The following is a 12,219-nucleotide window of genomic DNA, read 5'->3' as shown; positions in this document are numbered from 1 at the left end:
GTGATCAGCCGTCAGCCGTCAGGCGTCGAAGCGGTGGCGGGCGGCCTCGATGTGACCGAAGTACCGGTGGGTCCAGTCGCACATTCCGTCGACGGTTGCGCGTAGGCCCTGGCCCGGCTCGGTGAGGGTGTATTCGACACGCGGCGGGACGGTGGGGTGCACGCTGCGCTCGACCAGGCCGTTGCGCTCCAGCATGCGCAGGTTCTGAGTAAGCATCTTGTGGCTGATGCCCTCGATCTCGTTCCGCAGCTCACTGAACCGCAGGGTGCGTTCACCGAGAGTCTCTATGATCAGGAACGCCCACTTGTTGGCGACGTCGGAGAAAATCTCTCGCGCCAATGAGTCCGCGCGCCTGAGGTCCGCTTCCCCGGATCGGCCCTCGACCTGCTCGGTCACCATCAGGTTCCCCAGTCACTAAAAAGTGCGTTCTTCCATGTCAGCGACCACTCTCTTACGGTTCCTGAGTAACCACAAGAGACCACGAGGGTCTGGAGTGGCGAGCACGGGCCCACGATGCCCGGACAAGGAGGCGAACGGCATGGCCATCACCCTGGTGAACCCCAGCGGATTGCCCGAGATCGATGTCTACCGGCAGGTGTCGATCGCAACTGGGTCGAAGCTGGTCTTCATCGCCGGGCAGGTCGCCTGGGACGCCGAGGGAAGCACGGTCGGCGAAGGCGACCTCGCCGCGCAGGTCGAGCAGTGCTACCTCAACATCGGCACCGCCCTGGCCGAGGCCGGCGGCTCCTTCGACGACGTGGCAAAACTGACCTTCTACGTTGTCGACTGGACTCCCGACAAGATGCCCCCGCTCCTGGAGGGGATCTCCCGGGCGGCCGCGAAGCTGGGAACCACCCCGGCCCCGCCGGCCACGCTGCTGGGTGTCGCTGCACTGGACGTTCCCGACCATCTGGTCGAGATCGAAGCCACCGCGGTCCTCGACTGAACAGATGCCCTTCGCCCCCCTGAGCACCGAAGTGGCCAACTGCGGTGATCAGTTGGTGGGGTGGGGTCCTTCAAAGGGCACAGAATGACATCGCAGTCAGTACCCTGACGGGGTGACGACCGACACCGCCTTGTTGTCGAGGGCCATGAGTGCCACCGTCGACCCGCCTCTGCTCCCGCTGCCGGATCGCGTCGCGGAGCTTGTGTCCGAGATGGCGTGCCCACCTCGGCTGGCGGCCCACCTGCGGGCCGTCCACGATGCCGCACACCAGCTGATCGACTGGATCGAGAGGCACTGTCCCGCCTTGCACTTCGACCGCGAGGCGGTGCTCTTCGGGGCCGCGACACACGACATCGGGAAGTCGGTGCACGTTTCCGAGCTTTCCGGGCCCGGCGCGGCACACGAGGAGGCTGGGCGGACTCTTCTGCTCGGCCGCGGCGTCAGCCCGGAGCTCGCCCGCTTCGCCGCGACACACGCATCCTGGAGGGAGCCAGGTATCGGTCTGGAAGACCTCCTGGTGAGCCTCGCCGACAAGATCTGGAAGAACAAGCGCGTTCCGGACCTGGAGGATCTCATCGTGGCTCGGCTTGCCGAGGCCACCGGCGGGGCGGCATGGGAGGAGTTCATCGCGCTCGACGAAGTCCTCTCCCACATCGGCGACACGGCCGACGAGCGCCTGGCGTTCCAGGCATCTTTCCCGATCCACAGCTGAGAGAAGACGGCCGCACACCGTGACGATCACCCCGGACGCCCCCGGCCACGCGCCGAGGGTCGCCGAAGCCTCAGCTTCCCGATCTTGCTGCGGCCGGCGAAACTCGGACCGGCGGAGATCGTCAAGGCACTCCGCCAACAGTGCTGCTCGTCTGGCGGTGGCATCACGAGCGGCACGACGTCTCTCTGTTGGGCCGTCTCGTCACCGGCCGGTACGGTGCGACGCAGGACCAAGGGGGATGAGCTCGTGCGCCCAGTGCTGTTGGTGGATGTGGACGGACCGCTGAACCCCTATGCCGCGAAGCCGCACCGTCGGCCACAGGGCTATCAGACACACCGCCTGTTGACCCCTCGCTGGGAGGCCGCCGAGCGGCGCCGACTGACTGAGTGGGGGCTGCCGAACAAGCCCGTGAAGCCGCTGCGGGTGTGGCTCAACCCGGATCACGGCCCGGCGCTGGACACGCTTCCCTTCGACCTGGTGTGGGCGACGACGTGGGAGGAAGAAGCCAACGCCTTCATCGCGCCGATCCTGGGATTACCCGAACTGCCCTACATTCCCTGGCCCTCGCCGAGACCCGAGCCCGGGGGCGGTGTGTTCTGGAAGACGCCTGAGATCGTCGCCTGGGCGAAGGGCCGTGCGTTCGCCTGGGTCGACGACGAGATCACAGAGGCGGATCGTACCTGGGTGACGCAACACCATGACGGTCCCGCCCTCCTGCACCGCGTCGACCCGCGACGCGGCCTTGCCCTCGACGACTTCGCCACGCTGACGGCATGGGCAACCGGTCTCCAGCCGGCTCACGGTGTCCATGTCGTAGCGCTCCCCCCGGCACACGGGCCCCGCCTCCGTTGCGGGCCAGAGCAGAGGACCTCCGACTGAACCGTCCTCGCAGGCCGGCGAACCGGGACGCGGGTGCAGGCGGACGGACTGACGGCGGAACAGGAGCAGCTCGGGAAACAGGCTCTCCACGTCCACCGAACGGTGGGGGGTACGGCGGGACATGCGCAGGACACCAGAACTCCCCTACCCCAGTCGGCGTCCAAAGCATGACGGTCGGGCGGAGGCCCTTCAACCCTGGCCGACGCGAGACCACGGCAGCCGCAGTTCTTCCTGTGACCGACGCTGCACGCAGAAGCCGTCAGCCGACAGCTCCGGTGACGTTCTGGGTGCCCAGGACGGCGAGCAGGTCGAGGAGGCCGGCGCTGTCGGTGCCGACCGCCGGGGTGAACCACAGGAGCCGCTGCCGGCCGTCCTCACTGAACAGGCTCAGGCAGTTGACCTCGATCAGACCCAGCGTGGGGTGGAGGAGGCGCTTGCGGTCCTCGCGGCGCAGGGCCACTTCGTGGTCGGCCCACAGGGCGGCGAACCGCCGGGAGCTGTCGAGCAGTGAGCTGATCATCAAGGCGGCCTCGGTGTCCTTGGCGTCCCGTCTGGCGGCGGCCGCCCGCAGGTCGGCGACGAAGGCCCGCGACTGCTGCTCATGGTCAGCCTCTGGATACAGCTGCCGCGCTCCGGGGTCGGTGAACCACCGGTAGACGAAGCTGGCCCGCGCGCCCCGGAACCCGGAGTGATCCCCGAGCAGCGCCACCGCGGGCGGGTTCTGTACGAGGGTGACGTGCAGGTCGGTGATGACCTGTGCGGGGGTCGAGGTCAGACGGTTGAGCAGGTCGAGCATGCCGGGGTGGACGTGCGAGGCCGGTCCGCCGTGCGTGGGGACCGGACGGCCGGCCAGGCGGTAGAGGTAGTCGCGTTCGTCCGCGCTCAGGCGCAGTGCCCTGGCCAGCGCGGCCAGCATCTGCTCCGAGGGCTGGGATCCGGCACCGCGCTCGAGTTCGTTGTAGTAGTCCACCGAGGCTCCGGCGAGCTGGGCGACCTCGTCGCGGCGGAGCCCGGGCACCCGGCGCCGCGGTCCGTGGACGAATCCCACATCGGCCGGCCGGATGCGGGCGCGCCGCGAACGCAGGAAGGCGCCCAACTCGGTGTGTTTCGCAGAACCCATACCGGCCATTGTGTCTCCGACCGGGCCGTCGACCCAGGGGATGACATCCCCTGGCTCCGCCGCCCGGTGCAGCGCAGAGTGAAGAACGTGCCTGCCGACGCCCCGGACACCGGGTGCACGACCGGGCACGGACACGGCGCCTGCGCCGCCTTTCATGGGCGCGCCTGCGCATCACGGCAGAACCCACTCGAGGAGAAACACCCATGCCTTTCGCCCACTTCAAGGTTCCCGCCGGCACCATCACCGCCGAGGACAAGAGGAAGATCGTCGAGCGGACCACCGACCTGTATGCGGAGATCTACGGCGAGCGGGCCCGCCCCAGCACCGTCGTGCTGATCGACGAAGTCGCCGACGGGGGTTGGGGTTTCGGCGGCACCGTCCTCACCGCCGCCATGCTCAACGGCGACGTCTGACCATCCGCCACGGCAGTCCCGGTGCCGGGCGCCGGAGGCCGCCCGACGGTGGCCCGTCACGGCGGGACCCGGCCCCTGACGGTCCTCCACGGTGACGTATGCGCCGGCCGTCGGATCCGGCTTCGGTCGGCCCGGAACGGCGGTCTCACCGAGCATGCTCCGCGTGGCCGGCAGCGTCTGAGCGGAAAAGGGCCGGCGTCGAGCCGCCCGGCGTCACCTCCCTCGCCTCGAGCGCGGGAGCCGGTTCGGGTGAAGGTGTGGCCGCGTGCGCGGACTCGGCCGGTGCCCTCCACGTGCCCACCCCGACCAAGGCGTCCCGGAACGGTCCCCCGGCTGTGCGGAGCAGGTGGTCGGGAAGCAGCGGGAGCAGGTGGTGGCGGTGGACGTCAGAGGGCGGGAGTGACGGGATACAGTGCGCGAGAAGGCATCCCGGTCAGGAGGGGAAGCGTGACCGACACCAGCGAGACCCGGCCAGCCGAGGGTGAAGCGCAAGCAGCGCGGGAGAGCCGACTGCATCGTCTGATGCGTTACATCCCCTTGATCGCCCCCGTCCTGCTGTGGGCCGTGCCCTGCTGGTTCCTCCTGCACGCCGGGCAGCACTGGCCGCTGCCCGTCACACTGGCCGGTTCCGCCTTGTTCGCCCTCGGCCTCGTCGGTATGCCGCTCGCGATGGTGCGCGGCCACGGCCGGCGCCAGCAGGACCGGGCCGCGATCGTCGGTGACACCCTGCTGGGCACGAGCTGGGTGCTGTTCACCTGGTCCGTGCTGCTCGGCGTTCTCTTGCGCGCCGCCCTGGCCATGACCGGCGTCGGCGAGAGTCAGGACCGCGCCCGAATCGTCACCTGGTCCGTCCTCGGCGTGGCCGCCGCGCTGCTGGGCTGGGGGTACGCGGAGGCCCGCCGCGTGCCACGCGTGCGCCGACTCGACGTGCAACTCCCCCGGCTGGGTGCCGGCTTGGACGGCCTACGGGTCGTTCTCATCACCGACACCCACTACGGACCGCTCGATCGCGCCCGCTGGTCGGCACGCGTGTGCGAGACGGTGAACTCTCTGGAAGCCGACCTGGTGTGCCACACCGGCGACATCGCGGACGGCACAGCCCAGCGCCGCCGCGACCAGGCCGTCCCACTGGGCACCGTGCGAGCGACTCGGGCGCGGGTGTACGTCACCGGCAACCACGAGTACTACAGCGAGGCCCAGGGCTGGGTCGACCTGATGGACGAGCTGGGCTGGGAGCCGCTGCGCAACCGCCATGTGCTGCTCGAACGCGGAGGCGACACCCTCGTGGTCGCCGGCGTGGACGACGTCACCGCCGAGTCCTCCGGTCTGGAGGGGCACCGGGCCCACCTCGCCGGTGCTTTGAACGGCGCCGACCCCGACCTTCCCGTCCTGCTCCTGGCCCACCAGCCCAAGTTCGTCGACCGGGCGGCGACCGCCGGTATCGACCTCCAGCTCTCGGGCCACACCCACGGCGGCCAGATCTGGCCCTTCCACCACCTCGTCCGCCTCGACCAGCCCGCCCTCGCCGGTCTCAGCCACCACGGCGCCCGCACCCTCCTCTACACCAGCCGTGGCACCGGCTTCTGGGGTCCGCCGTTCCGCGTCTTCGCCCCCAGCGAGATCACCCTGCTCGTGCTCCGCTCCCCGCACAGGCCCACCTCCCCGTAGCCACCGGCCGAGCAGGCAGGCGGGAGTCTGGCCTGCCAATGGTGTATCTCGGTCGGTGTGAGTTGGCGTCGGCAGACGGAGAGTCTGCCGTCGAAGCCGATGTCCAAAGCCTGGAATGCGGGCTTCCAGCGCACGGCCGGTGACGGTCGGGATGGGTCTGCTGGAAACGCCCTGGTCGCGGCTGCGCGGCGTGGCAGCAAGTTCGGCCATGAGACTCCGCGCGCCATGAGAGAAGATGCCGTCGACCGTCGCACATGGGCAGGTCCTCACCGGCTGCCCGGCCGTCCTGAGCGGGCAGCCGAGCAAACGCCGGGTGAGGCGCCCTGCATGACGGCACGGACGGTCAGGGCCGTGCGGACGGCCTGCGGGGCGGAGGCAATGCAGGCAGGAGCTCCCACAGCGGCCGAGCCCCGGACGCCCAGGCTCCGAGCAGTGTGCGGTCGACGAGGTGCAGGCGCTGCTGCCTGGCGAAGGCCTGGCCGGGCTGGGTGATCCTGCCGTTGGTGATCATCACCACCACGTCGGCCTTGTGGACCGGGCGTCCGGTGCCGTTCAGTACCTGCAGTTCCGGTGTGCCCACGGCTGCGCCGCGCTCGCCGTGACGACGGTGCTTGCACTGGATCACCCAGCGGCGTCCCAGCGGGTCGGTCGCCTTCACGTCCGCTCCCAGGTCGCCCTGTCCGCCGACCTGAACGGCGTCGGCGCAGCCGTCCCGGCGCATCAGATCCCGGATCGCGTACTCGAACTGCCGGTGGGCCAGTGCGTCCAGCTGCGACAGTCCGTAGCGCAGGGCGCGCTCCTGCGCCCGCTCCCACTGCACACGCTGAGCCCGCTGCTGCCACCACCCGATGCCTGCGAGCACGGCGACGACGGCCACGCCGAGCAGCAGCCACCAGTGGGCGAGGAGCCAGCCGACTGCCTTCGCCACCAGCCAGAGCACGACGGCTGCGCTCACGCACAGGCCGACGAACGGTGCCTGCTGTTGTTGGCGGCGCCGGCTGGGACGCCGTGCAGGGCGCCGCCGAGCCGGCGGGCGCCGGGTCATCGCCGGCCGGCCAGGGCGGAGAGGTCGATCGGGTACGACACGCTCGGTGTGGGCTCGGCTCGCTTGGCGGTCGGTGTGTCGAACCGGATCGGGTAGGAGACAGTCGGGCTCGGCGCGGCTGCCCTCGGCTTGCTGTCGGCATGGTCGAAGCGGATCGGGTAGGTGACCGACGGCGTGGGCTGCGTGCTGTCCGAGCCGTCGGCGGTGTGGGCGTTGCCGTAGCCGAGCACGGCCAGGCCGACTGCGGCGATGACGGTCATCTCCCGGCGCGCACCCGGCGCCCAGCGGGAGTGTCCGCGTACCGGCGTTCCGTCGGAGCGCACGTACGAACGGACAAAAGGCATGTGGTCCTCCAGCTGGTGGTGAGTACCGGCGTCGCAGTCATGTTGACGTTCGGCACTGACAGCCGATCAGCCGATTGGGCTCAACTGGCCTCTTTTTAAGGTGAGTTCGGGCCATGCCGCGAACCACTTCGGATCCTTTCGGATTTCTCTGCGGTGGCGGCTTGGGCAGCGCAGCGGTCGGCGGTGTGGCAGCCACGGGCCGGTGCGGCTGGCGGTTTCACCTGGGCAAGCCGGTCACCGGTGTCTCCGGGGCGTCCACCGGAGCCCTGGTGGTGTGACGACACGTCCGCTGAGGAAGAGGGTGGCGGAATCAGCCATTCCCGGATTTGTCGCCGCGAGTTCACGAAAAGAGGGCAGAGGTGGGCGGAACGGGATGCAGACGGTCCGCGGACACTGATCGCAGTCCCGTGCGGCATGCGAACAGGCACGGGACAGCGCCCCGTAGTCCTGTGGCAGATCTCGATGATCTTGCCGTCGACTATGCGCATGACGTCCTGGCCGTTGATATCCAGCCAGGAACCATCGACTGCTTGGTCCTGAGCGCAGGAGAGTGGGCAGGGCGACCGAAACAGCGCCTGACAGGACATCTCAGGCCGAAAGGCGGCTGGCGTGACCGTGATCAGGGCGACGTCACAGACCGTCGGCAGGACACGGCAGGACAACGCCGGCCCGCGACGGTCTGCCGCAAGTACAGCTCACCCGTTCCCGGCCGCGTATTCGGCCTCTACCGGTATGCCTGCTTCAGCGCCCAGATCGCCCAGACGATCACGGCCAGCGACAGCACCACGGCGGTCGCGCCGAGTGCGACTCCCGCCCGCGCCCGGGAGGCAGTCGCCTCCTCCTGGCCCCGCGCCCTCCGCAGCGCGACGAGGCCCGAGACGACCGCACCGATCCCTGCGGGCGCGATGAAGTACACGGGAAAGAAGCGCAACCAGTTCGGGACCCAGGCAGGCAGAAACGGGCACATCATCATCGCGAGGGCGGCAGCGCCCAGCGCAAGCGATGTCGTGCCCCTCCGGTGCGGGCGCACCGTCAGCTGTTCGTTTGACCCGGCTGTCTGCTCAACGGAACTCATGCTACGGATGCTAGGCAGCACGTACCGTGCCCCGCCTGGGCACGCATACCTAAACGTTCTGAGTAGCTGCCAGGTGACAATGCTCGGTCGCCGTCCGGCGCACCGACATGCAGCGGGTGGGGTTGAGGCACCGTTCCATCAGCCGATCGCCCGCAGCATCGCAGGGTCGGTCGGGGCGTGCACACGGGCAGCTACCCGATCCAGACGAGATCCAGGACGGACAGACGCCGGGTCAGCCGCGTAGACGAGGGACAGCTGCCCTATGGAAGCGGCGCAGACGTCCTCACCTTCCGGTTCTCCCGGTATTCCAGGCGAGCAGTGGTCGGATCACTCACCGATGATGTCGATCACGGTGAATGTTCGGTATTCGGTATTCGGTGGCAGTCGGGGATAGCGGACGGCGGTGGCAACGGGCATGGGGCAGGCAAGCTGACTTCCGGAGGCGACCAGCTAGCCTCGCAGGTCAGACAGGTCCTCGTCGCTGAGACTGAGATCGTTCGCCGCAAGGTTCTCCTGCAGGTGCTCGCGAGAACCGGTACCCGGAATCGCCAGCGCCGTCGGCGAGGTCACCAGCAGCGAAGCGATCGCAACCTGCTCGGTGGTCGCACCCAGACGTGCTGCGACCTTGCCGAGCCGTTCGGCGTCGAGCGGGCCGCTGCCGACTCCGCCGCCGAGCGGGAAGTACGGCACATAGGCGATGCCCGCTTCCTCGCATTCCGCCAGCAGCCCCATGTCACCGGTGTGCCGGTTCTACACCGCCGCGACGGGCGCGATCGCCCGGGCCTCGGCGAGCTGGGCGGCGTCGACGTTGCTGACGCCCAAGTGCCGGATCAGCCCCTCCCTGCGGAGCTCGGCCAGGACCGCGAACCGTTCGGCGATCGACTCGTCACCAGGCCCGGTCATCCCGCCGACCCGTAGATAGACCAGGTCGAGCCGGTCGAGACCAAGACAGCGCAGATCCGCAACCTCATCGCAGACCGGCTGCGGCCACCGCCTGTCAAGGGGACGCGAGCGGGTGGGGGTGATGCTGCCCGGCCAACTGGTCGCCAAGAGGGCTACGCCGGTACAGAACCTGCCGTCCGTCGCGAGCCCGGGTCAGAAGGCCCGTGGCGTGCAGCACACGCAGGTGCTGGGACACGGCACTCGGGGTGATCCTGAAGCGACGAGCGATCTCGACCGTGGGCAGTGGCTCATCGAGGAGGGCGAGCAGTCTCGCCCTGGGGGCGCCGAGCAGCGCCACCAGGGCAGTGGCGTCAGGGGCGGGCGCCGGGGTCCACAGCGTCGCTACTCCACGGCTTGGATAGGACAGCGCCGGCGGCTCCTCCGGACTGACCGGGGGTGCGGGCTTGTGAGCGAACACCGAGGGCAGGAGCAGCAGGCCCCGACCGGACGCCGCGACGCGGTAGCTGCTGATCATTTTTTCGATGTGCAGGACGCCGTCCTGCCAACGCAGGTTGGGGTGCATGTCCGCGAACAGCAGGCGGGCGCCTCCCACGGCCAGTTGCCGTGCGCGGTAGGTCATGTCGGCTTCCAGCAACAGTCGGATCTGCGCCCAGATCGGCTGGATGGCGATCTCCCAGTAGTGTCGCAGGAGTTCGCAGAGGGCATCGCGAAGTGCGATGACAGCCGCGTCGGCGGCGGCAGTGGCGTCGCGCAGGGCTTCGGGAAGCGGGTCCGGCGCGTGCGTGGCCAGCAGATCGCGGCGCACCGTCCGGGGAGAGGTCCGGCGGACGACGGCCAGTTCTTCTTCGAACGCCGGGGCGAAGCTGGTGGGCCGCGGGGTCAGGAAGTCAGGGAGGGTGCGCCTGGTCGCGACCAGGGACATCAACAGGCCGGTGTCGAGGACTCCGAGTCGGCCGAGAACGGATCTGCGCCAAGGCAGGTGCAGCGCGGACAGGCCCGGATCCTGCAGAACCCGTAGGCTGACGACGGTCTCGTGCAGGGGAGAAACGGCGAACCTGGTGTCCGCGAGATCCTCGACGTCGAGCACAAAGCTGATCATTAAGCCGCACGCTACATCGATTGGCAACGGCACGCAGGTGCCGTGGACTTCGGCACATGACGCATACAACTCCTCAGCGGCACACAGCGATCGTCACAGGCGCGGCACGCGGCACCGGCGCCGCGGTGGCCCGACGGCCGGCGCAGGACGGCCTGGCGGTCGGCGTGATCGACCTGGACGAGTCGGACCGCGTCGGCACCGTAGAGGGCGGGCCCCGGACCGGTGACACCGCCCGCGTCGACTACGGCAGCACGAGGGCCGGTCTGATCGGCTTCACCAAGTCACTGGCCCTCTCACTCGGGTGGCACGGCATCACCGCCGACGCCATCGCGCCGGGCTTCGTCGTGAGCGACACGACCCGGGCATCCGCCCGGCGGCTCGGCCACGACTACGAGGAGTTCCGGCGCAGCGCGGCGCAGTCCCTCCCGGCCGGACCGGTCGGAGAACCGGAGGACATCGCACACACGGCCTCCTTTCTGGCGAGCCGCGAGGCGGGATTCGGCTCCGGCCGGCTCGTCTTCGTCGCCGGCGGACCGGTGGACTGACGATGAACCGTCGGACGACCCTGATCCTGGCCATGACCTGTGCGGTGGCCGTGGGCAACGTCTACTTCCCGCAGGCGGTCATCCCGCTGATTGCCGCAGGGTTGCATGCCCCACCCGATGAAGCCTCCCTGGCCGTGACCGCCACCCAGGTCGGCTACATGGCCGGCATGTTTCTGCTGGTGCCCCTCGGCGACCGGCTCCCACACCGCTCCTTCCTTGTCACACTGCTCGCCCTGACGGGCCTGGGCCTGCTCGGCGCGGGATGCGCCCCGAGCCTGCCGTTCCTCATCGTCGCCAGCGCACTCATCGGCATCACCACCGTGGCCGCTCAGGTCGTCGGCCCGCTGGCAGCCGGGCTGGTGGCCGCCGACCGCCGCGGAGCGGTGATCGGCACCCTGCTGAGCGGCTCGATCGGCGGCATGCTGCTCGCCCGGGCCTTCAGCGGTTCGCTGGGCGAATGGCTGGGATGGCGAGTGCCCTACCTCGCGACCGCGGCCCTGACCCTGCTGCTCGCCGGCGTTGTGGCCCTCACCGTGCCCGCCGCGACCCCGCCTTCACGTCAGCCGTATCCAGCGCTCCTGGCCGAGTCGCTGCGTCTGCTGCGCACCGAGCCGGACCTGCGTCGCTCCTGCTTCTACCAGGCGCTGGTCTTCGCCGGATTCTCGGCCGTGTGGACGTGCCTGGCGCTCCTCCTCAACGGTCCGGTCTATGGCATGGGTGCCCAGGCCGTTGGACTGCTCGCCCTGGTCGGCGGCGCAACCATGCTCTGCACCCCGCTCGCCGGACGCCTGGTGGACCGCCACGGCCCGGACCCGGTGAACCTCGTCTCCATGCTCGCGGTCCTCGTCTCAGCCGCAGTCCTGGCCGCCGGCGCCTGGGGCGACGTGCCGGGCCTGACCGCTCTGGTCGTCGGAACGCTGCTGCTCGACATCGCGATGCAGTCCGGCATGGTCGCAAACCAGGCCCGGGTCTACGCCCTGCGTCCCGACGCTCGCAGCAGGCTCAACACGGCTTATATGACCTGTGCCTACCTGGGCGGCAGCGCGGGTTCCTGGCTCGGCGTACGCGTCTACAGCCAGGCCGGGTGGCGCGGCGTGTGCGCCCTCGTGGCGCTGCTCGCTGCACTGGCCCTGGTCCGACACCTCGTGGCGCTGTCCATGTCTTCGTCACCCTCGCGGAGGAGATCCGAGAACTCACCCTCGCCCGGGGTGACGTCCGAGATCACGACGTCCGAGATCACGGCCAAGCCGACGCCGTCGCAGAACAGGAATGCCTGACTCAGCCTGCCGTTCAGTCCATCTCGTCCGCCATCGTCGCCGTAGAGGGCGCGACCACCGCGGGTGTACGCCCCGACGCCTCCGCCACGGTTGAGCTCCCCCGGAGCCGTGACCGACGGACAGCCCTGGACCCAGTCAGGCCACGGTGACTCACACGGTGAGAAGACGGCTGACGCACTGCACGTGGGGAAGG

At 69.5% G+C, this 12,219-nt stretch carries 13 protein-coding genes and 1 pseudogene; 7 read left to right on the top strand and 7 right to left on the bottom strand.

What is annotated here, in order from left to right; all coding sequences use genetic code 11:
* Positions 1-18: 18 nt before the first annotated feature.
* Positions 19-399: a winged helix-turn-helix transcriptional regulator gene (locus OHS71_RS39900; protein WP_328484188.1), complete on the bottom strand. Its 381-nt coding sequence runs from the start codon at positions 397-399 to the stop codon at positions 19-21.
* A 139-nt stretch (positions 400-538) separates the two neighbouring features.
* Between OHS71_RS39900 and OHS71_RS39895 the strand changes: the two genes are divergently transcribed.
* From OHS71_RS39895 to OHS71_RS39885, 3 genes are all read left to right on the top strand, one after another.
* Complete coding sequence (locus OHS71_RS39895; RefSeq protein ID WP_328484187.1) at positions 539-946, top strand: RidA family protein; 408 nt, start codon at positions 539-541, stop codon at positions 944-946.
* 145 nt (positions 947-1,091) lie between these two features.
* Positions 1,092-1,658 (top strand): HD domain-containing protein, encoded by a 567-nt coding sequence (locus tag OHS71_RS39890; RefSeq protein WP_328484803.1) that lies wholly within the window; start codon positions 1,092-1,094, stop codon positions 1,656-1,658.
* Between the two features lie 255 nt (positions 1,659-1,913).
* Positions 1,914-2,537, top strand: a complete 624-nt coding sequence (locus tag OHS71_RS39885) for a hypothetical protein (protein ID WP_328484802.1) — start codon at positions 1,914-1,916, stop codon at positions 2,535-2,537.
* Positions 2,538-2,796: 259 nt separating this feature from the next.
* Here the strand turns inward: OHS71_RS39885 and OHS71_RS39880 are convergent, their stop codons facing one another.
* Positions 2,797-3,657 (bottom strand): helix-turn-helix transcriptional regulator, encoded by an 861-nt coding sequence (locus OHS71_RS39880; RefSeq protein ID WP_328484186.1) that lies wholly within the window; start codon positions 3,655-3,657, stop codon positions 2,797-2,799.
* 203 nt (positions 3,658-3,860) lie between these two features.
* On the opposite strand from OHS71_RS39880, the gene OHS71_RS39875 reads away from it, so the two are divergent.
* On the top strand, positions 3,861-4,070 hold the full coding sequence (locus OHS71_RS39875; protein ID WP_328484185.1) for a 4-oxalocrotonate tautomerase family protein: 210 nt from the start codon (positions 3,861-3,863) through the stop codon (positions 4,068-4,070).
* Positions 4,071-4,517: 447 nt separating this feature from the next.
* Entirely contained in the window at positions 4,518-5,738 is a 1,221-nt protein-coding gene (locus OHS71_RS39870; protein ID WP_328484184.1) for a metallophosphoesterase, read from the top strand.
* A gap of 343 nt (positions 5,739-6,081) precedes the next feature.
* Here OHS71_RS39870 and OHS71_RS39865 read toward each other — a convergent pair whose 3' ends face one another.
* The 5 genes and pseudogenes from OHS71_RS39865 to OHS71_RS39845 all read right to left on the bottom strand — a co-directional run bounded on the left by OHS71_RS39865 (position 6,082) and on the right by OHS71_RS39845 (position 10,204).
* On the bottom strand, positions 6,082-6,783 hold the full coding sequence (locus OHS71_RS39865) for a restriction endonuclease (protein ID WP_328484183.1): 702 nt from the start codon (positions 6,781-6,783) through the stop codon (positions 6,082-6,084).
* Positions 6,780-7,127 (bottom strand): hypothetical protein, encoded by a 348-nt coding sequence (locus OHS71_RS39860; protein ID WP_328484182.1) that lies wholly within the window; start codon positions 7,125-7,127, stop codon positions 6,780-6,782. The genes OHS71_RS39865 and OHS71_RS39860 overlap by 4 nt, the downstream gene beginning before the upstream one ends.
* A gap of 724 nt (positions 7,128-7,851) precedes the next feature.
* Positions 7,852-8,202: a hypothetical protein gene (locus tag OHS71_RS39855; protein WP_328484181.1), complete on the bottom strand. Its 351-nt coding sequence runs from the start codon at positions 8,200-8,202 to the stop codon at positions 7,852-7,854.
* A 450-nt stretch (positions 8,203-8,652) separates the two neighbouring features.
* Positions 8,653-9,165, bottom strand: a pseudogene (locus OHS71_RS39850) (aldo/keto reductase); the annotation flags it as partial.
* A 34-nt stretch (positions 9,166-9,199) separates the two neighbouring features.
* The gene (locus OHS71_RS39845) at positions 9,200-10,204 is read right to left on the bottom strand and encodes an ArsR/SmtB family transcription factor (protein ID WP_328484180.1); all 1,005 of its coding nucleotides are present in this window, start codon (positions 10,202-10,204) and stop codon (positions 9,200-9,202) included.
* Positions 10,205-10,260: 56 nt separating this feature from the next.
* On the opposite strand from OHS71_RS39845, the gene OHS71_RS39840 reads away from it, so the two are divergent.
* Both OHS71_RS39840 and OHS71_RS39835 read left to right on the top strand, forming a co-directional pair.
* Complete coding sequence (locus tag OHS71_RS39840) at positions 10,261-10,749, top strand: SDR family oxidoreductase (RefSeq protein ID WP_328484179.1); 489 nt, start codon at positions 10,261-10,263, stop codon at positions 10,747-10,749.
* Between the two features lie 2 nt (positions 10,750-10,751).
* On the top strand, positions 10,752-12,026 hold the full coding sequence (locus OHS71_RS39835) for an MFS transporter (protein WP_328484178.1): 1,275 nt from the start codon (positions 10,752-10,754) through the stop codon (positions 12,024-12,026).
* Positions 12,027-12,219 lie beyond the last annotated feature (193 nt).

The organism is Streptomyces sp. NBC_00377, assembly GCF_036075115.1.
Lineage (GTDB): Bacteria > Actinomycetota > Actinomycetes > Streptomycetales > Streptomycetaceae > Streptomyces.
Note: the sequence above shows the minus strand (reverse complement) of the source record. Positions and strands in the feature narration are given on the sequence as shown.